Genomic DNA, 19,561 nt, shown 5'->3' with positions numbered 1-19,561 from the left:
CGTGGCTCTTGCCTGAGCGGTAACCCTGCTCCAACTCCTGGCGATGTGCCGCACTTAACTCTATTGTTCGTATCTTTCCCATAGCTAAGAAAAAACATACTTCAAGCTAAATTTGTCCCATTACTTACTTTTCCTGAGATTATCTGAAGTAAAAGATTTTGAGGAGGCCATACCGGAAGAATACCGCTGGGGCAAGCTCAAAAGCATTACCGATAACAAAGACCTCTTTGACACTTACCGCGAGCTGCTGGCTACTATCAGCACCAAGTCTGACAATGCAGCGGTAAAGGAAATTTATACCAATGCTTCTACTACCCTGCGCAAACCGGTTAATTTGAAAACGCTGGTAACGAGCATCGACGCCATCGACTGGTATGACGATGTGGAGCAGGATAAGATTGCTACTATTTATGAAGAGCTGCTGGAGCGTAACGCCGGTGAGAAGAAAAGCGGCGCAGGCCAGTACTTTACCCCCCGGCCACTCATCAACGTGATGGTAGAGTTGATTTCCCCAAAATTGGGCGAGCGCTGGAACGACCCTGCCGCCGGTACTTTTGGCTTTATGATTGCTGCTGACCAGTACCTGCGCGACAAAACTGACAACTACTTCGACCTGAACAGCGAGCAACGCCAGTTCCAGGTATATGAAGCATTTAGCGGTTGCGAACTTGTGCAGGATGCCCACCGCCTCGCCCTCATGAACGCCAAGTTGCACGGCCTGGAAAGTTCTATCGCGATGGGAGACACACTTTCTGAAATAGGAAAGAACTTTAAGAATTTTGATGGCGTGCTAGCTAACCCGCCTTTCGGCACGAAGCAAGGCGGCGAGCGGCCTACGCGCGACGACTTGGTATACCTATCAGGGAACAAGCAGCTTAACTTTTTGCAACATATTTACCGCTCGCTGCACAAACGCGGTGGTGCAAGAGCCGCTGTGGTGCTTCCTGATAACGTGCTGTTTGAAGATGGCGACGGCCGTAAGATACGCAAAGACCTGATGGACAAGTGTAAGCTGCACACCATCCTGCGCCTGCCAACGGGCATTTTTTATGCGGCCGGTGTAAAGACAAATGTGCTGTTTTTTGAGCGCGGTCAAACAGAGACAGGCAACACCGACAAAGTTTGGTTTTACGACATGCGCACCAACGCCCCAAGCTACGGCAAGCGCACGCCTTTTACCCGCTCCGCCTTCTCCGACTTTGTAACAGCCTATACCGGAGGCGTGCCGCTGAACGAGGTGAAAGACGCTTTTGACGGCAGCATAGACCATGCAAAGCGGGCCGAGGTGCAGGACGAGCGCTGGAGCTGCCTCACCCGCGAAGAGATTATTAAAAAGAACGACTCCCTGGACCTTGGCCTGATTGCCGACGATAACTATAGCAGCAGCGCTCACACAGAGGAGCCTATAGACATTGCCCGCGAAGCTGCCGACGAGCTGAAAATTATACAAGCAGAGTTAAACCAGATAATAGCATTGTTGGGATGATAGAAAGAGAATTACCTGAAGGTTGGATTGATGTACAATTGAGAGATGTTGCAGAGGTAGTTTCTGGAATAGGTTTTCCTAATTCATATCAAGGGAGTTTAGATAAGGATATACCTTTTTTTAAGGTTGGAGATATTTCAAAAGCTCATCTAAGAAGTGAACAATTTTTAACAGAAGCTAACAACTACATTGACGAACAAGATTTAAAAAAGCTTAAGGGCAGAAAGCTTCCCAAAGGTACCGTTGTGTTTGCTAAAATTGGTGAAGCTTTAAAGTTGAACAGGAGAGCTATTTTATCAGAGCCATCATTAGTTGACAATAACGTCATGGGAGTATCTCCAATTTTGGAGGAACAATCTAAGTTTTTATACTTCTTTCTTCTAACACAAGAACTCGCTCAGTTTAGTGCTGGAAATGCTGTGCCTTCTGTTAGAAAAGGTTCTGTTGAAGAATTACTACTCCCTCTTCCTCCCTTTGCTGAGCAAAAGCGAATCGTAGCAAAACTGGATAAAGCCTTTCAGCACCTTGATACCCTGAAAGCAAGGCTGGAGCGTATACTGGAGCTTCTTAAAAGCTTCCGCCAATCCATCCTAACCCAAGCCGTTACCGGCAAGCTGACGGAGGATTGGCGAGACAGCCAGGAGTTGGCTGATTGGAAGTTTGAGAAAGCACAGGACTGTTGCTCAAAAGTTCAAAGTGGAGGAACGCCTAAACCTGATGGTTTTGATGACTCAGGTGTTCCATTTCTAAAGGTTTACAATATTGTAAATCAGAAAATAGACTTTAATTACAAGCCTCAATTTGTAAAGCCAGACATCCACTCATCAAAGCTAAAAAAGTCAATTGCCTTTCCTGGAGATGTATTGATGAATATCGTTGGCCCTCCACTCGGTAAAATAGCCATACTGCCTGACGAACATGAGGAGTGGAATCATAATCAGGCAATTACACTCTTTAGAACTAAAAAATACTTACTAAATAAGTATTTATACTTCTACTTCTGTGAAGGTGTTGTAATTAGAGACATCCACAAGGAAACAAGAGGCATGGTTGGACAGGTGAACATATCATTATCCCAGTGCAGAAACTTTGAAATTCCAATCCCTCCCCTCGCAGAACAAAAAGAAATCGTCAAAAGAGTAGAAACACTGTTTGCCAAAGCCGATGCCATTAAGGGCTACTATATCAAATTAAAAGAAAAAATAGATAAGCTTCCGCAGGCCCTTTTAGCCAAAGCCTTCCGCGGCGAGCTGGTGCCACAAGACCCCAATGATGAACCCGCCAGCCTGTTGCTGGAGAAGATAAAAGCTGTAAAAGCCGCTACATCAAAACCTAGTAAGGGTAAGAAGAACATAAGTAAGACATTTAAGCATGAAGATCAAAAGCCTCTGGATTTCAAAGTATAAAAACATTGAAAACCTTACAGTAAACTTCAAGGCCAATAGCCTTATCTCTCTGCTTGTAGGGCAAAATGGATTAGGAAAATCTAATCTTATCGAGGTACTAGCGCTAATTTTTAGAGACTTAGATTTACTAGATAATCAAGATGATTTTGAAAACTGGGCCTACGAGTTAAATCATTTTGAATATGATATCCATTACTTATGTAAAAATCATGAAGTACGAATAGAATGTAAGGAAAGCACCTTCAAAGTATGGATCAAAAAATTAAGTTCTATAAATGAGTTACAGGAGCTCCCCTTTTCAGATTTCAAAAAACTTAAAAGCGAAAATCTTCTCCCTAAGTATATAATAGGCTACTATTCCGGCGAGAACAAGAGAATAAAGGAAATCATAGAACCTTTTGAGAAAAAGGTGTGGGATGACTTAAAAGGTAACAAAGGACTTGATAAAAATTTTAGAAGGCTATTTTTTGCAGATAATCATCATGCGCAAATGGTACTCCTAACATTGCTTTTATACCGTGGGCAAGATAAAAGCAAGAAGTTCCAAGAAAGGATCAAAGAATTGATTGAAAATTATACAAGCTTCGAAAAGCTTTATGAATTTGACTTAAAGTTACAACAACCTAAGTGGTACAAGCTGGGCGATTCTGTTCATAAAAAACATGGTGTACTACAACTTGAAGAAAACCTTATAGGAAAGCAAAAAGCCCAATACCCCTTCTGGGGTGCAAAGGGTAAAGCAAATAAAATTTTAAGGTTCTTTTATGATTATAGTTTTTCGCCGCCGACATATGGTGTAACAGACGCAGAAGATTCAAAGACAGAAAAAGAATTTTTAGAATTCAACTCCATAAATAAAGAAGATGCCGCTTTAAAAATCTATGAAGAGTTTGGTCATCCAATTAGCTTTTTTGATGCCTTTGAAACCTTGTCTTTAATTGACGTTATTTCGTCTATCAACCTTAAGGTAGAATCTAAAATAGAAGGTATTTCTTATGATTTTACTGAGCTGAGTGAAGGAGAAAGACAATTGATTACTGTCCTTGGGCTAATCCTAATTACTGGCCAAGATGACTGTCTTTTCCTCTTAGATGAACCTGATACTCATCTAAACCCTCGGTGGCAAAGAGAATATGTTAGACTACTTGAACAGTTTAATTTAAATGATGACAATAGCCACATCATAGTCGCAACTCATAGCCCTTTGATTGTTCAAGCCGCGGAAAATGCAGACATTTTTTTGTATAAAAAGTATGAGAGTGGAAAAATAGAAGTTGTCTCCGATGATTTAAAAATTCACAATTGGCGGATAGATCAAGTATTAGCAAGCGAGTACTTCGATTTTGATAGTACACGTCCTCCTGAAATTGATGATCTAATGAAGAAGAGGTTAGAAATAATAAGAAAAGGAAACCTTAATGAGGAGGATAAAAAGCTTTTAAAAAGTTATGAAAACGAAATAGGTTATTTACCTACAGGCGAAACAATAGATGAATTAGAGGCTATGGCTTTTATCAAACAAACAGCAGATTCATTGAAGAATGATAAAAATAGATAAAGGAAATTATAAAACTCCTGCTGTATTATTGAATGAAGGAGTAGCTGAAAGAAATGCGAATAGTGCTTTATATGAAGGTGCTTCTGCGGGTTTTCATTTAACTAACAACTCTACAAGATCAAAGTTTGAATTCTCTTCGGACATTTATGCCCATGATACTGTTAAAGAACTTCTTAAGCATATACAAAGTCATAAATGTTGCTTTTGTGAAGCAAAAATAACCCATATATCTTATGGAGATGTAGAACACTTTAGACCTAAAGCTGCATATAAGCAGGATGAAAATTCAAACTTAGAGTATCCAGGATACTTTTGGCTGGCTTATGAGTGGTCAAATCTGTATTTGTCTTGCCAGATTTGTAATGGTCGTAATAAGCTTAATTATTTTCCTCTTGAAGATAATCTTAATAGAGCAAATCCCTTATTGAGAGATATAGCTTTAGAGGATCCGAGTTTTATTGATCCAGGAGGGAACATCAATCCGGAAGATCATATATCTTTTCATGGAGCAATACCAGAATCTTCTACAGCCAAAGGAACTATTACTATAAAATATCTTGGACTGGATAGAGAGGAGTTGAATGAAGATAGACTTGAATCATTGGCACGTTTAAGAGCTTTAGAAAATATAGTAGAAATAACAGCAGATTCTATCAAAGCCCCTGAAGCAAGAAAAAGGTTTCTAGATCTTTTAGAAACTTGCGTGTCAGAATGGTCTGAATATAGTAGTATGTTTAAATGTAATTTTAAAACCCACTTAGCTAAAATTTAAAGTAGTTATACTATTAAAAAGTACTAATAAATATTAATACCAATCCTTAGATAACTACAAGTAGTGTAAGATTATCACCTTGACACAATGCACTTAGTGGCGTGAAACAAATGACATGACTAATTTTATAAATTTTGTTATTGTATAATAATCACATAAACCACAACAGGTTTATTGCACATATTCTTGCTTTGATATATACATATACTTTTTTTATAAATTAGAGTAAAAGAACTTTTCCTACAGTATGCAAATTTTTTTTACAAAAAATCAAATCTAACAACCAATAAGGCTCTACTACAGCTACCATAAAGTGGAACAATAATGTACCTGAAAGATGGCAACAAATACTAAAATAAAATCTACTAAAACCTTCAGAGAAGAGATGGATTTTCTAGAAACGCATGTTCCTTCTGCCTTATATGGCGCAAGTGATGTGTATCATTTTCTAGATGACGTACTAGAGGAGTTACACGAACAGGAACCAACTCTGTTTCCATTAGAAAGCTTTGATGGGCTTGAAATTAGGCAGGTCGACATTTATTCAATATTCGAGCAGCTCAGCAATTCAGATATAGCTTACATAACAGAAGATACAACGTCGTCGTTAGGCTTTAACTTTGGTATTAGTGTTAATAAAGATGAAACGGATGGTCTTGCAAACCTTGTAGCCGAGTTTGGTCGAGATGCCTTTGGCTGCTATTTACCAATGCATGCATTTTACAACAGCACTAAAACGCCCTGGGGCATATATCTATATCCTGAGCTTATAAGAGAAAGAGCTAAGTTCTTACAGAAGAATATACCTTATTCTATCACTTCAAAACAGTATCTGGCAGTTTATCTTTACGCTGTGTACAGGCATGAGCTCTTTCACTACCAAACCGAAAGATTTGCGACCAAATTAGAAATTGCCTTTGCACAGCCTTTTTTTAAACCTTACCACACAAATGTGTTTTCTCCTTTGCAGTACACTGACGATTGGCTAGAAGAGGCTTTGGCTGAAGCATCAGTTTTGGAAAGTGTTCTTGTGCCAAAGCGAACCGGCATAAAATCGAGTATAATCAAGGACATCTATAAGTACGACCTTCAGTCTATGCCTCCAGGCTACAGAGACTATCATTGTAAAAATTATGGCGGCCCAGCTGAAGCACACAAAACTTTTGCAGCTCAGATAGCAGGCGGCAATATCAACCCAAGCCATAAATCGACAGCACTTTTTACCATCAAAGGTGAGTTTGGAGCCGACGATAGAAAAGTGCCTGTTTATATGATCACGAACATAAGAAAATACAAAAAACGAGTACAGTAGGAATTCTAATTTCATCATTAAAAATTCTTCAACCACGATGGTTAAGTTCCAGGTAAACGACCCCTCACTAGAGTCTCAATGGAGAGCCATCATCCTTTTTGGAAAGAACACTGCAACTTATAAGTTCGCTTTTGCCAAAGCTCTTCTTGAGATGGTTGAAAAGGAAAAGACTACGGTTTCACTATCTGAACTTGCTGAGCCATTTTCAAGGCATGTAGTAGACCATCTAAAGCAAAATGACAAGCAAGGCAACTCAACATCCAGTACGTTTCTGGATAAGTGCAGAAGCTTCATAAATCATGAGATTGAGAAAGACGAACTGCTAATCCAAACAGAGAAGCTTGGCTTCAAACATGTCGTAGATGCATTTCAGGTAGTAAACCGAGACACTATACCCAATCCCTTTTATCAGAAGAACTACAAAAACGGCAAAAAAGAAATTGTCATCACAGATAGCCTGCTAAAACTGAAAGAGTCCTTCCACTTCCAGAACTTCGGGCAAGAAACAGAAGCTCGTTGGAAGCTGGTAGAGACAGCTTGGAACCTGGACATTAATCCTAACCTGCTGGAAGTACAGTACGATACAGACAAAGACATCTTCTTTGTTGAGAACAACATCATGCGAAGGATAGACATTACCTCTGTGCGAGATTCGTTAAACGGTTATCAAAAAGGAAAATGTTTCTATAGCTTCCAGGACATTTCTGTGAATAGCCTCTCTCCTACTATATGTGATGTGGACCATTTCCTGCCACATATAAACAAGCAGCTCCACTTTCCAGCAAACATAAACGGCGTGTGGAATCTAGTATTGGCAGACAGCAGCGTAAATAGGGAGAAGAGTGCAAGGGTTCCTGAAATCAAATACCTCCAAAGGCTGTATAACAGAAATGAATTCTTTATCGAAAGCAAGCATCCTCTGTCAGAGACGATTGTCAACCAGACGGGCAGCACCGCTGAGAAACGGAGGCAATTTCTGGAATACCACTACAACCTTTCCTTACAGGCCTCTATACACACTCGGAAACTTATAATTGAATTACAATCTACATTTTAACCATGAGTGTTTTTCTTGAGATTCCAGAGGACCGAATAATTTACAAGGACCAGATGTTCTTCATCATCCGAGACAAGTACCCTGTATCTGATGGCCATTCTCTCATAGTCTCTAACCAGCTAAGGGCAGATTACTTCGACCTGACAAATGAAGAAAGAGCTCATCTTGCACAGGTTATAGAGATTTGTAAAAAGTTAATTGAGAAAGATTTCAACCCAGATGGGTATAACATCGGAATGAACTGTGGCGAAGTAGCAGGCCAAACTGTTATGCATTTCCATTGCCACCTTATACCACGCTACAAGGGAGACATGACAGACCCAAGAGGAGGTATAAGGCATTGCATTGAGGGGAAAGGATACTATTAAATAAAAACAGGAAATCCACCTATCGTACCGTAGGTGGATTTCCTGTTTTTGAATTTCTAGACCTGGTATAGTTTAAAGCACCGATACACGGCGGTTATGCTTTGCTTCCTCTACCTGATCAATAAATCTTGTTATTTCGTATTGGTCCATTCCTTTAGCTAAGAAAGAAAATGCTGCACCTCCCTTAGATGATACAGTCACTACATGCTTTCTTGAAGCAAAATATAGTATTATCAGCATGGCCCCTACTGCAAAACTAGCAACTGCCCCTCCACCCTCATTATTTGCACCCAAAAAAATCCCTGCAATAAATGCGGTTGCTCCCAATATTATAAGCAAAGGCACACTTTTGAAATGTGACTGGATTGAGCTAATGCTTTCTAACATCATAGAAGTAATTTGAGCATGTCCCCAACCGGAAGTTGCATATCTTATTCTGTGTGTAGTTAATGTAACTACCCCCTCGGACGATTGAGTGATAATCTGTTCGTTTTCAAAAAGCTGTTCCTGTTCCATCTAGTTTTTAGTATATAATTGTTTAGTAAATGCTACTATTAAAGTTTGCAGAAGCGTCACCAGATTTACAAAAGGTATAAATATGATTAGCAATATATATTACATACTTTATATATTCAAGTATTAGCTCATCATTGGAAGTCTGGTTAAATGTGCAAACAAAGTATACCAGGGAAGAGACTAAATCATTTTTAAAAGCTAAATAACAGTTAAAAATAGATGAATAAAGTAGAAGAGCAGTTATTTCGCCAACCGCAGCTTTGGTCTCGCAGAGAAATTTTAGAAAAGCTATGTCCCATCCCAAAAGCACCAGGAATTTATGCTTGGTACTTTAAAGAAGTTCCTCCGGGTGTACCTACAGAAAACTGTATTCGCTATAATGAATACACGCTACTTTATGTAGGTATATCTCCCAAAGCACCTCCATTGAATGGTGCAAAGCCTAGTAGCCAAACAGTCCAGCACCGCGTGCGCTACCACTTTAAAGGTAATGCAGAAGGCTCAACACTTCGGCTTACTCTCGGTTGCCTGCTTAGTTCCGAACTTAATATTCAGTTGAGGAGAGTCGGCAGTGGCAAGCGCTTAACTTTTTCTAAAGGAGAAGAAACATTGTCAGAATGGATGGACCAGAACGCATTCATCGCTTGGTGTGAACACCCTGCTCCATGGGAGCCGGAAGAAGAGTTAATAAAGAGCATACCGCTACCCCTAAACCTGGATCAAAACCAACATCATCCGTTCCACAGAACGCTATCAAAAATTAGGCAGCAGGCAAAAGAGACAGCTCGTTCTCTTCCTATTGTTTCTTAGAACTGCCATGGCTATTGTATATTTAATTTCCTGTGTCAGTGTAAAGAAAGCTAGCAAAGCTGCTGCTGCAGACCTCTATATCTCCAGTTGGTTTAAGAAAGCCAGGGCTTATACAGAGAAGCGCGCTGATGCATGGTTCATTCTTTCTGCGCAGTATGGATTGGTAAGACCAGATGCACTCATAGAGCCCTATGAAAAGACATTGAACGCTATGCGTAAAAAAGAGCGGCTTGAATGGGCGGATAACGTAATGAAGTCAATTTTATCCAACACAACTGTAGGAGATCATGTTGTTTTTCTAGCTGGAGCCCGCTACAGAGAGTTTCTAGCTGGTAGGCTTTCCCAATTAGGATATACTGTTGAGGCGCCTCTAGCTAATATGGGAATTGGAGAGCAGCTGAGTTGGTTAGGGGAAAATAAAAAGTAGGAGAAGCTGGGGACATTCTCACAGATACAGCTTTATTTCCTTGTTTGCCTCTACCTTTCTGCCATTGGCTTCTACCTTATTATAGATAGAAGCTATAATATTTGTCCCATGTAAGACTAATCCACCCAAGGCTTTTACCTATCGTCGCCAATCTTTTTAATTGATGCTTCAAAATGCACCTTGGCAGTTATTAAGTATGTGTTAAGATGAATCTTCTATACCCTATAAACAAGGACCTAAAACACTAGAAAAGAACTAAGAGTTACTATCAAATACCCTTTAAGCAAATTATAATTGCCCTACTAGGTCCTCTATTTTCTTAAGCTTCTCAATAGTCTTCTCCAGATTGAGTATCTTATTTTCATCCACTACCACATGTTTCCCATTAAACGCAGCAACAGTCATACTAGCGCCAACTCTGCCGTTCTTTCTAATATCGATGCCTTGCTCTTTTGCTTTTTTAAAGAGAATTCCTCTATAGAAGTCTCTTTCCTTAGCTGCATTCTTCTTTCCTGATGGTATTATTTTAAAGCAGAATTTCTTTTCTTCCAATTGAAGGTATGATCTGAATTGAATACCATCAAGGTTTCTTGTTTGCCATTCCCACCAGAAACCAAGGAACCCTCCGTTTATCTGAGGAACATATTCCCAGTGTCCTTCCCCTAGCTGCTTTTGTAGCTCTTTGTAAAAGCCAATCCATTGATACCAACCCCACTTATCATAAGGAGTAGTTAAATAGCTAGTAACCTTATCTTCAATGTGCTGCAAGTAGTCTCTAAAGCTGTGGAAAATATCGTTGATAATACCTAATTCGGCTCCGTAGTTCAGGACTTCTAAAAAGTCTTTTCTTAGAAAGACGCTATATCCGTAACCCTTCACACCTTTATAGCAAGCCTGATCACCTGTCTTGAAGTAAATGGGATGTATAAGCTCTTCAGAGTATTTTGTTTGCAGATTCTGATAATATCTTGCTAATTGATCTGAATGGTTTTTCGTGTTTGTTTTATCTTCTATTAGGATTGCATATCTCTGATTAACAATACAGAGAACATCGATTTTACCGAGCTTGTCAAGCTTTACACTTTCTATAACTTCTGGTTTCTCTATAATACTCCCCAGATTTAGGTCCACTATTTTAATTGAGGTATAACATTTAACTTAGTGGAACAATGAAAGGGAAAAGAAGGAAATTCAGCGCGGCCTTCAAGGCCAAGGTAGCCCTGGAGGCTCTCAAAGAGCGGGAGAGCCTGGCGGAGCTGTCCAAACGCTTCGAGGTGCACCCGAACATGATCAGCAAATGGAAGCAGGAGTTTGTGGAGAACTCTTCTCTTGTCTTTGAAAAGGAGAAGGGGCCTTCACAGGAGCCTGACACCGAGACGCTCTATGCCCGCATCGGCAGGCTGGAGTTGGAGAAAGAGTTCTTAAAAAAAAGCTTAGGGAGGCTCGGTCTCTAACAGAGCTGAGAAAGCTGGTGGAGCCGACGGGCGAGCTCAGCGTCCGCTGCCAGTGTGACTTGCTGGGCATCCACCGCAGCGGCCTCTACTACGCGCCGGCTCAGGAGAGTGAGGAGAACCTGGCGATCATGCGCCTGATGGACGAGCGTTACCTGGACAAGCCCACGCACGGGGTGCTTCAGATGCAGGATTACTTGCGGGATGAAGGGTATGGGGTGAATCACAAGCGGGTCAGAAGGCTCCTGAGGCTCATGGGCCTGGAGGCCATCTACCCCAAAATAAACCTGAGCCGGCTGGGCCAGGCTGAGTATATTCACCCTTACCTGCTGCGGGGCCTGGAGATAGCGCACCCAAACCAGGTCTGGGAGGTGGACATTACCTACATTGCGCTGGAGAAGGGGTTTATGTACCTGACGGCCGTCATCGATGTGTATAGCCGCTATGTGGTCGGCTGGGGCCTGTCCAACAGCCTGGAGGCCGATGCAAGCCTATCGGTGCTGCGGGAGGCGATTGCCCGCCATGGCAAGCCTGCCATAGTTAACTCCGACCAGGGCAGCCAGTTCACCTGCAAAGAGTGGGTGGGACACCTGAAGGAGGAAGGCATCCGCATCAGCATGGATGGCAAAGGCAGAGCGCTGGACAATATTTACATCGAGCGGCTGTGGCGGACGCTCAAGCGGGATTATGTCTACCTAAACCCGGCAAAGGATGGATGGGAATTGTATCAGGGAGTGAAGAGCTTCTTCAGTTTCTACAACCATGAGAAGCACCATCAGGGAATCGGGAGGTGTGTTCCGGTAGAGGTGTACAAACAACAGGCTGCCTAATTCAGAATGGCCAATCAACTTAGAAACAGTGCCTGGTGGTCCTACAAAGAGGGAGTACTATACTCTTTGTTAGAACTCAAACTCAGCAAAGTTCTTACAAGTTTTTGCCCCGTCTCATATAGTTGCGAATCTTGGTTTTTAAAAGAAGGGTCAGCCCAGGCAAGTAACCAACGGATAAAGGCGTCTTGACTCAACTCGCTTGTAGCGAATTTGAAGAGATTAGGTTTGTTATCCATATCTAAAACTTGTATGATTTAAGCTACAAATTAATATATAATATTAGTAATATTTAATTATTATTGTGCTATTGAACCCAAGAATATAAAAAGTATTCTTTGTGTACTGTTGCAAAACCACTATAACTATATTATATGAAAATGAAAACACTTATACCCTTAGCTTTGATACTGGTGCTAGTTACTGGCTGCGATGGTGATTCGAATTACGCTTCTTCTGACCATGAACTAGTTACAGAGGATGAGTATTCAGATGGCACTTATTGTGCGGAAGTAGATTATTACAACCCTAACACTGGCACCAGTTCGACCTACACCTTAGAAGTCGAAATAGAAGGAAATGAACTAACAACAATACACTGGCCAAGTGGTGGCTGGCTTGATGATTCCCATTTCAGCTCTACAGACATTAGTAACGGCTATGCCAGCTTTACAAGCGATAGAGGCTATCATTATACTGTAACGATAACAGGAGAAGGAGGTAGCTGCTACACAGACAACTATGTTGATGAAGCAGAGGAAGAAGAATCCTACATAAATGAAGAGGATGAAAGCTATATGACTGAGGAGGAAGATACTTATCTGATGGAAGAGGAAAGCGCAGAGGAAGCCGAATATTAATTCGAAAGCTCCGACTATTTAATGGTAATCTAACTAAACAAAAACACCGTTAATACTATCAGGATTAGAGCCAGACACGATACTAACTACTCAAAACGACTTTCTTCTAACTTCCAGCGGGCAACACAATCTGTAGAGTCAGCAGGCAAGAATCCTATTTAAAAGGATAAGTTCAGTGAGGCTGAAAACACAGAGTTCAATAGAACTACTGTCCTTTCAACAGCTTTGATTAACCTTCTGTTCGCATTTAAACATTACAAAATGATAACTGGCAATCAGACAAATACTGTATATACCTCGGCATTACTCCACACAGATGAGAGATTCAGCGACGCCAGCCAGGCGCTAACCCGTATACTGGACAAACACGGTATTTCACACAAACAAATACAAGGGACAAAGGATATCTGGTGTCGGGACTATATGCCCCTTCAAATTAATAAAGGAGAGTTGGTGCAGTTTCGATATGAGCCATCTTACCTGGAAGACGACCTGCATATACAGTCTGTGCCAAGAGAGGTCTGTAAGGCGAACAACCTCAAAGCCAGGTTCTCAAACATCAACCTGGATGGCGGTAATGTTGTAAACTGGGCTGACAGGGCCATCATCACAGATAGGGTGTTCAGTGAAAACACAGACTATACCAGCAAAACGAAGCTGATTTCTGAAATCGAAGAACTGTTAGGTGTTGAAGTGATTGTCATTCCACAGATAAAATCAGACATGACAGGCCATGCAGACGGGCTTGTCCGGTTTTTAGACCGAAATACCCTACTCGGTAACGACCGGGAGCAGGAATACAAGTACTGGAAAAGCGGGATAAGCAAAGTCCTCAAACAGCATGGCTTGGATTATATTGATGTACCATTCTTTGAGCATAAAGACAGAAAGCACAAAGACAATGCTGTTGGGTGCTATGTAAATTTCTTAGAAGTGGGTAATCTGATTGTTATTCCCGTTTTTCAGGCAGAAGGAAATCACGATGATAAAGTGTATGATTTATTTAAACAGATCTACCCAAGCCGAATTATAGAAACGATAAACTTCAATGAGGTAGGACTCCACGGAGGACTTATGAACTGTACAACTTGGACAATACTAGAATAATTAAGCAATCAATATGTGCGGCAGATACTCAGTAATTCCGAAGGCAAAGGGCGAATCAAAGGCGGCGAAGCTGCTGGCCAAAGCCCTAAAAGAAGCGCATTTCAATGCGGCCCCTTCTCAGCAACTACCAGTGGTGACAAACACCCAGCCGCACACCATCCAATTCTTTTCCTGGGGTCTGCAGCCGTTCTGGGCGAGGGATGCAAAGGCGGTGAAGCGCTCTATCAACGCCAGGGCAGAAACGCTCACAGAGAAGCCCTCCTTCCGTAACCTGCTTAAGTCAAAGCGGTGCCTGGTGCCTGCCGACGGCTTCTTTGAATGGCAGGTCACGCCGCAGGGAAAGGTACCACACCGGATACTGTTGCAGGATGAGAACACGTTCTCCTTTGCCGGGCTGTGGGATGAGTGGCTGGACAAATCATCCGGTGAGATTCTGCACACCTACACCATTATCACTACCGAGGCCAATGAACTGGTGAAGCCGATCCACGACCGCATGCCGGTGATACTATCGCCGGAGGCAGAGGAGCTGTGGCTGGATGCGCATGAGTCGCAGGATGATTTGCTTTCGCTGCTGAAGCCCTATGCTGCAAATAAGATGAAGGCTTATCCTGTGTCACCTTTGGTGAACTCACCGCTTAACAACGTTCCGGAGGTGATCAATTCTCTCTGATAAGCAAATCAACCATGGGAAATATCATACAAGCCGTGTGTCCGTGTGGTTTGGAGTCAGAAGAAATCCTACAGGGAATAGGCTTCGGTTATTTTACGAACGGAATTAGAACAGAGCCCGCATACTGCGATACCTGTGGCATAGTCATCGGCAGAGACATTTGCAAAAGCATCTCAAAGTGCCCTACATGCCGCAGGAAGGTCAAATTCTATGTAGAGGACGCAAAGGAAAGCAAAGCTGAAGATCAGCCATGCTTGGCTACTGACGACTACCTGCAGCATAAGGAACACTGGCACTGCCCAAGGTGCAAGAAAGAAACGCTAGCGTTCGAGAGCTTTGGGCTTTGGGATTAGCCGGCATCTTCACTTGGTTATCTTTACACCCACTGCATTCACAACGCTGTTCAGCAACGCCAGGAACACATCAAAATCAGTTGGATAGGCATTAGAGCCGAAGGAGCTAATCTTGCTTCCTTTGCCCTTTGCTATCAACTCCCACTGCGTTCCATCCAACACCTCGGAGTCATTCCTTTTCTTCCAGTCACAGGATTCCAGAAACCCCACCAGCTCGTTCCAGGCCTTATTGTCATCTACAGAAACTATCATCTCATGTTCTGGCATGGGCAAGCCTACATAATCAGAAATACGCAGCACATCGTTGTCCAGCACCAAGCGATAGCTGTGGTCACGGAAGTAGCCGCCCAGGTAGAAGTCAAAGTTCATAGGAATGCATGAAAGTAAGGGATGCCTGAAGGTAAGATCTTAATGCCGTATCTGTTTAGGTTTCTGTATCAAACACAGTGGATTATGGCTGAAGCTTTCTTGTTTTTCTCTACAAATTATGGCGGGTGTTAATAAATATAACTAATATATTTAGCTTTTGTTATTCTTGTTTACGTATTTGCTAACATTATTAGCAATACTTAAAGAAGTTGGTTTATATGTGCAGCGCAAAAGTCATCCCTCTTTCCCCGCAACTGCTGGAGCCCCTGGTATTCGAGTACCTGGAGCGCATTGAGATACCCTTACTGGCTTCCTACATTTCGGCAGGCTTTCCTTCTCCTGCCGATGACTACCTGGAGGACCGCATCGACATTGGAAAGTACCTGGTGCAGAACCCCACCTCCACCTACATGATGCGCGTGAAAGGCAACTCCATGGTGGACGCCAACATCCATGAAGGAGACATCCTGGTAATAGACAAATCACTGAAACCTGCGGAGGGCGTGCCGGTGGTGTGCTTCCTGGACGGGGAGTTCACTGTCAAGACCTTTAAACTTATAGAAGGGAAAGCCTTCCTGATGCCGGCCAACCCTGCCTACAAACCTATTGAAGTGACAGAGGAGATGGACATGCGCGTGTGGGGCGTGGTGGTGTGGATACTGCATAAGCCGGTGAAGCTATGACGACTCTTTTCGCCCTGTGCGACTGCAACAACTTTTACGCCTCCTGCGAGCGGGTTTTCAACCCGGCCCTGAACGGGAAGCCGGTGGTGGTACTGAGCAACAACGACGGCTGCGTGATTGCCCGCAGCAACGAGGCAAAGGCATTGGGCATTCAGATGGGCGAGCCGCTCTTTAAGATTAGGAACTTAGTAGACAACAGGCACGTGCACGCCTTCTCCTCCAACTACGTGCTCTACGGCGACATGTCAGACAGGGTGATGCAATGCCTGTCGCGGTTCACACCTAACATAGAGGTCTACTCCATTGACGAGTGCTTCTTGGATCTGGGCGACTTCTACAGCAAAGACCTGAACGCCTATGCCCGGGAGATAAAGGAAACGGTGCACCAGTGGACGGGTATTCCGGTGAGCCTGGGAGTGGCCCCGACGAAGGCATTGGCAAAGATGGCAAACAAGCTGGCCAAGAAATCCAAAAAGGCAAACGGCGTGTTGGTATTGACAGACCCTTACCACATCCAGAAAGCTCTAGAAGCAACCAGTATAGAGGATGTATGGGGCATCGGCGGGCAGTACGCAAAGTTCCTGAAGAAGCGAAATATAAATACAGCCTATGACTTCACGCAGCTGTCGGAGAACTGGGTGAGGCAGCACATGACGGTGGTGGGCGTGCGGCTGCTAAAAGAGCTGCGGGGTGAATCATGTTTAGAGTTGGAAGAAGTGGCGCCGCCAAAGAAAGGCATCTGCACCTCCCGAAGCTTCGGAAAGAAGCTCAACAACTTTGAAGAGGTACAGGAGGCAACAGCAACGTACGCGGCCAAATGTGCCAAGAAGCTGCGGCAGCAGAAAAGCTGCGCCCGGCTGATTACCGTGTTTGTGAACACCAATAGGTTCTCGGAGCGTGACAGCCAGTACTACGGCAGCAAGACCATCTGCCTGCCCGTGGCCACTAACTCTGACATCGAGCTCATCCATTACGCCAACATCGCCCTGAAGGCCATCTACCGCGACGGCTACTGGTACAAGAAATCCGGCGTAATCGTGACGGACGTTGTGCCGGAGAACCAGGTGCAGCTGGACCTATTGGATACGGTAAACAGGAAAAAGCACGCGAAGCTGATGGAGGTGATAGACGGCCTGACAGACAGGTTCGGGAGAGGCAAGGTGAGCGTAGCAACACAGGGAGTGGACAAGGCTTGGCTGCTCCGCAGCGACATGAAATCCCCCTGCTACACAACCCGCTTGAGCGAGATACAGACAGTATATGTAAAATAAAGACCAAATCACTTAATCTATATTAGAAGAAGTCAAAGAAGTCGCCAAACAAGCACAAAAGCCTATCCCTTTAGCAAGTCAGGTGAACTCTCAGGAGGTAGAAAAGCAGGTGTACTACTCTTTTAATTGATGAACTTAACTAGAATTACATGTAAATTATTTCCAAGTAGTTAAATTATTTATAATAAAAGACATATTCCGAAACTTTGCTTTAAAAATTGAGTATTTAAATATTAAATAAACAAATATAGCATTCTAATACCTGAACCGCTCTTTACCTCTTGGAGCACTACACCAACGTTTAGTATTTCAAAGATACTATAGTTAGAAGGAAGACAGGCTCTTCCTTTAATGCACACATACGCGTTGTTCAATCTTATCTTCCTTTATGATCGACAAGGCATTGAACTTAATCATCACGCAGCTGAACCTGTATATTCCGGAAGATCCGCCGGAGGTCGTGTTAGGGAATATCGCCCTGAATGAGGCCGCTGACCAGGATGCCTTGCATGAGAAGATTGTGCTAACACTTGTAAATATAGAAGAAGAAGCCACTCTGAAGAACAACCGCTATTATCACCCCCTGCCAACCACCACCCAATACCTTCACTCACCTGTTTTTCTAAACCTTTACCTACTTTTTTCTGCAAACTACCTGAAGTCCTATGATAAGGCTTTAACCAGGTTATCGGCTGTTATCCGATTTTTTCAAAGCAGGAAAACCTTCGAGATCGGCAACGGCACCTCGCTCCCTCCCACCCCTGCCCCTGATGAACTGGAACTTTCCCTTACGATGGATCTCTATACCATGTCTTTTGAGCAGATAAATCACCTGTGGGGTACGTTGGGAGGTAAACAGATGCCATTTGTTATGTACAAAGGACGCCTTGTGATGCTGCAGGACCAGAAAATTTTCCGGGAGACTCCTTTAATAGAAGAGATACAAAATAGCCTACAGAGTACTTTATAACTCTTTTTGCCATGGACGGCATCTATTACAAAAAACTTTTTGAGGTGAGGGTATTACACGAATACTACCTGTCGGAAGATACGGCCTTCCCCTATTTTGCGTTGCCTGAAGCTGAGCGAAAAAGCATCCTCCAAAACAGGATGTTCCACAAGCAGTACGACATCAACCAGGACATCAGCATTTTACCATCTGAGGATTGTAAGAAACTATTCAGAGACTACCACATCCGTTTCGTGCCCCAAAAGACAGGCTTTTTTGCAGGTATCCGGATTAATGCCGGTGGCCCTGATTTTACTCCTTTTATTCCGCAGCACCAGGAGCTTTTATTTTCATTTGAACTCCGGATCCGAAACCCATACATCATCAATTTCACCAATATCCGGCTTCAGCCTGTTGTACCGGCACAATATCTTTTCTCGAATGCCGACCCTGGCGGCACCAAAACCTCCCCTTCTCTATCGGAGCCGGTAGCGCCCTTCAAGTCTGGCACCTTCTATGAGATGGGAGAACTGGCCAGATCAGGTGCTGACATTCGGGAAGCCATTGTGCGCACCAATAGCAATCAGAATACAGATTGGAGAAAAATTAACTCACAGGACGTGGCTAACGAAAGCGACAGATTACTACTGCCGATGCAGTTCCGCTACGCGTTCGATAAAAACAAAAACGTGACCCAGGCGAGCTTTACCTTAAAGCAAAACGCCAACACCATCAAAACAATCGCCATAGCCGGTGCCGGAAAGCTAGAAAACGTATACCTCGATTTCCGCACCAACAGTTCCTCTCCTCCCCAGGAAACAGCCAACGGATTTTATGACCTGGAGGTAAGCGGTGACAATGGCTACCAGGATAAAAGAAAACTGTACCTCCATAATGAGCTTTACAATACCCGGAACTTTGGGGCAATCGTAATTCAAAATAGTAGCTCTGGCTCTGATTTCAGCATTTTTACCCACACAGGTAAGCTCAAAGTACCTCACCCCGTCTTCGAGGTGCGGCTCAAGAGCAGAATCACCTATTGGCGTTATAAATCGGAGCAGGGAAAAAGCTTTACCGTTACTCCCAAAACCAGTCCCTACCTTTCTGCGGAAAACGGCGCCCTTCGCTCTATCCATCCAATCCCAATGCTTTCTACCCCAGTCGAATTCAAAGATGAAACTGCTGCTGCTCCAAAAATTTTCTTACCCAACCCATCCGGCAATACCCTTCGAATTGAACCTAACGGCCTTGTTTACTCCGATATATACCTCTCCAAAATCAAAGACCTGATAGCTGAAGCATGATG

At 43.2% G+C, this 19,561-nt stretch carries 21 protein-coding genes; 18 read left to right on the top strand and 3 right to left on the bottom strand.

The features are described from left to right. The first annotated feature begins 112 nt into the window (after positions 1-112). The 7 genes from E1919_RS17770 to E1919_RS17740 all read left to right on the top strand — a co-directional run bounded on the left by E1919_RS17770 (position 113) and on the right by E1919_RS17740 (position 7,959). Complete coding sequence (locus tag E1919_RS17770) at positions 113-1,486, top strand: class I SAM-dependent DNA methyltransferase (RefSeq protein WP_162054757.1); 1,374 nt, start codon at positions 113-115, stop codon at positions 1,484-1,486. Beyond that, positions 1,483-2,892 (top strand): restriction endonuclease subunit S, encoded by a 1,410-nt coding sequence (locus E1919_RS17765; RefSeq protein WP_162054756.1) that lies wholly within the window; start codon positions 1,483-1,485, stop codon positions 2,890-2,892. Before E1919_RS17770 ends, E1919_RS17765 begins: the two co-directional genes overlap by 4 nt. Beyond that, complete coding sequence (locus E1919_RS17760) at positions 2,858-4,450, top strand: AAA family ATPase (RefSeq protein ID WP_162054755.1); 1,593 nt, start codon at positions 2,858-2,860, stop codon at positions 4,448-4,450. Before E1919_RS17765 ends, E1919_RS17760 begins: the two co-directional genes overlap by 35 nt. Further along, positions 4,434-5,222, top strand: a complete 789-nt coding sequence (locus E1919_RS17755) for an HNH endonuclease family protein (protein ID WP_162054754.1) — start codon at positions 4,434-4,436, stop codon at positions 5,220-5,222. Before E1919_RS17760 ends, E1919_RS17755 begins: the two co-directional genes overlap by 17 nt. Before the next feature lie 337 nt (positions 5,223-5,559). Then, on the top strand, positions 5,560-6,534 hold the full coding sequence (locus E1919_RS17750; RefSeq protein ID WP_162054753.1) for a hypothetical protein: 975 nt from the start codon (positions 5,560-5,562) through the stop codon (positions 6,532-6,534). 37 nt (positions 6,535-6,571) lie between these two features. Further along, the gene (locus tag E1919_RS17745; protein WP_162054752.1) at positions 6,572-7,591 is read left to right on the top strand and encodes an HNH endonuclease domain-containing protein; all 1,020 of its coding nucleotides are present in this window, start codon (positions 6,572-6,574) and stop codon (positions 7,589-7,591) included. A gap of 2 nt (positions 7,592-7,593) precedes the next feature. Beyond that, positions 7,594-7,959, top strand: a complete 366-nt coding sequence (locus E1919_RS17740; protein WP_162054751.1) for an HIT family protein — start codon at positions 7,594-7,596, stop codon at positions 7,957-7,959. A gap of 72 nt (positions 7,960-8,031) precedes the next feature. Here E1919_RS17740 and E1919_RS17735 read toward each other — a convergent pair whose 3' ends face one another. Further along, positions 8,032-8,475: a PH domain-containing protein gene (locus tag E1919_RS17735; RefSeq protein WP_162054750.1), complete on the bottom strand. Its 444-nt coding sequence runs from the start codon at positions 8,473-8,475 to the stop codon at positions 8,032-8,034. A gap of 219 nt (positions 8,476-8,694) precedes the next feature. Here E1919_RS17735 and E1919_RS17730 point away from each other — a divergent pair, with 219 nt between their 5' ends. Together E1919_RS17730 and E1919_RS17725 are read left to right on the top strand one after the other, a co-directional pair. Further along, positions 8,695-9,285 carry a GIY-YIG nuclease family protein gene (locus tag E1919_RS17730; protein ID WP_162054749.1) on the top strand — a complete coding sequence of 197 codons (591 nt, stop codon included), beginning with the start codon at positions 8,695-8,697 and terminating at the stop codon, positions 9,283-9,285. 7 nt (positions 9,286-9,292) lie between these two features. After that, the gene (locus E1919_RS17725; RefSeq protein WP_162054748.1) at positions 9,293-9,712 is read left to right on the top strand and encodes a DUF6884 domain-containing protein; all 420 of its coding nucleotides are present in this window, start codon (positions 9,293-9,295) and stop codon (positions 9,710-9,712) included. 288 nt (positions 9,713-10,000) lie between these two features. Here E1919_RS17725 and E1919_RS17720 read toward each other — a convergent pair whose 3' ends face one another. Beyond that, a complete protein-coding gene (locus E1919_RS17720) occupies positions 10,001-10,843 on the bottom strand; it encodes a PD-(D/E)XK nuclease family protein (protein ID WP_162054747.1) in 843 nt (280 codons plus the stop codon). A 38-nt stretch (positions 10,844-10,881) separates the two neighbouring features. On the opposite strand from E1919_RS17720, the gene E1919_RS17715 reads away from it, so the two are divergent. The 5 genes from E1919_RS17715 (at position 10,882) to E1919_RS17695 (ending at position 14,630) form a co-directional block, all read left to right on the top strand. After that, positions 10,882-11,166 (top strand): transposase, encoded by a 285-nt coding sequence (locus E1919_RS17715; protein ID WP_162054746.1) that lies wholly within the window; start codon positions 10,882-10,884, stop codon positions 11,164-11,166. Positions 11,167-11,183: 17 nt separating this feature from the next. Continuing rightward, on the top strand, positions 11,184-11,993 hold the full coding sequence (locus E1919_RS17710; protein ID WP_237144584.1) for an IS3 family transposase: 810 nt from the start codon (positions 11,184-11,186) through the stop codon (positions 11,991-11,993). Positions 11,994-12,370: 377 nt separating this feature from the next. Next, on the top strand, positions 12,371-12,850 hold the full coding sequence (locus E1919_RS27375) for a hypothetical protein (RefSeq protein ID WP_202915937.1): 480 nt from the start codon (positions 12,371-12,373) through the stop codon (positions 12,848-12,850). 261 nt (positions 12,851-13,111) lie between these two features. Next, positions 13,112-13,957: an agmatine deiminase family protein gene (locus tag E1919_RS17700; RefSeq protein WP_162054745.1), complete on the top strand. Its 846-nt coding sequence runs from the start codon at positions 13,112-13,114 to the stop codon at positions 13,955-13,957. A 13-nt stretch (positions 13,958-13,970) separates the two neighbouring features. Beyond that, positions 13,971-14,630: an SOS response-associated peptidase gene (locus E1919_RS17695; protein ID WP_162054744.1), complete on the top strand. Its 660-nt coding sequence runs from the start codon at positions 13,971-13,973 to the stop codon at positions 14,628-14,630. Positions 14,631-14,992: 362 nt separating this feature from the next. Here E1919_RS17695 and E1919_RS17690 read toward each other — a convergent pair whose 3' ends face one another. Then, on the bottom strand, positions 14,993-15,352 hold the full coding sequence (locus E1919_RS17690) for a hypothetical protein (protein ID WP_162054743.1): 360 nt from the start codon (positions 15,350-15,352) through the stop codon (positions 14,993-14,995). A 218-nt stretch (positions 15,353-15,570) separates the two neighbouring features. Here E1919_RS17690 and E1919_RS17685 point away from each other — a divergent pair, with 218 nt between their 5' ends. The 4 genes from E1919_RS17685 (at position 15,571) to E1919_RS17670 (ending at position 19,559) form a co-directional block, all read left to right on the top strand. Beyond that, entirely contained in the window at positions 15,571-16,035 is a 465-nt protein-coding gene (locus E1919_RS17685) for a LexA family protein (protein WP_162054742.1), read from the top strand. After that, positions 16,032-17,306 (top strand): Y-family DNA polymerase, encoded by a 1,275-nt coding sequence (locus E1919_RS17680; RefSeq protein WP_162054741.1) that lies wholly within the window; start codon positions 16,032-16,034, stop codon positions 17,304-17,306. The genes E1919_RS17685 and E1919_RS17680 overlap by 4 nt, the downstream gene beginning before the upstream one ends. A 388-nt stretch (positions 17,307-17,694) precedes the next feature. Beyond that, a complete protein-coding gene (locus tag E1919_RS17675) occupies positions 17,695-18,276 on the top strand; it encodes a Pvc16 family protein (RefSeq protein WP_162054740.1) in 582 nt (193 codons plus the stop codon). An 11-nt stretch (positions 18,277-18,287) separates the two neighbouring features. Further along, on the top strand, positions 18,288-19,559 hold the full coding sequence (locus E1919_RS17670) for a hypothetical protein (RefSeq protein WP_162054739.1): 1,272 nt from the start codon (positions 18,288-18,290) through the stop codon (positions 19,557-19,559). The last annotated feature ends 2 nt before the right edge of the window (positions 19,560-19,561 follow it).

The sequence above is a fragment of the Pontibacter pamirensis genome, from assembly GCF_010015475.1.
In the GTDB taxonomy this organism is placed as follows: Bacteria; Bacteroidota; Bacteroidia; order Cytophagales; family Hymenobacteraceae; genus Pontibacter; species Pontibacter pamirensis.
The sequence above is the reverse complement of the archived record's forward strand: the minus strand, read 5'-3'. Positions and strand labels throughout refer to the sequence as shown.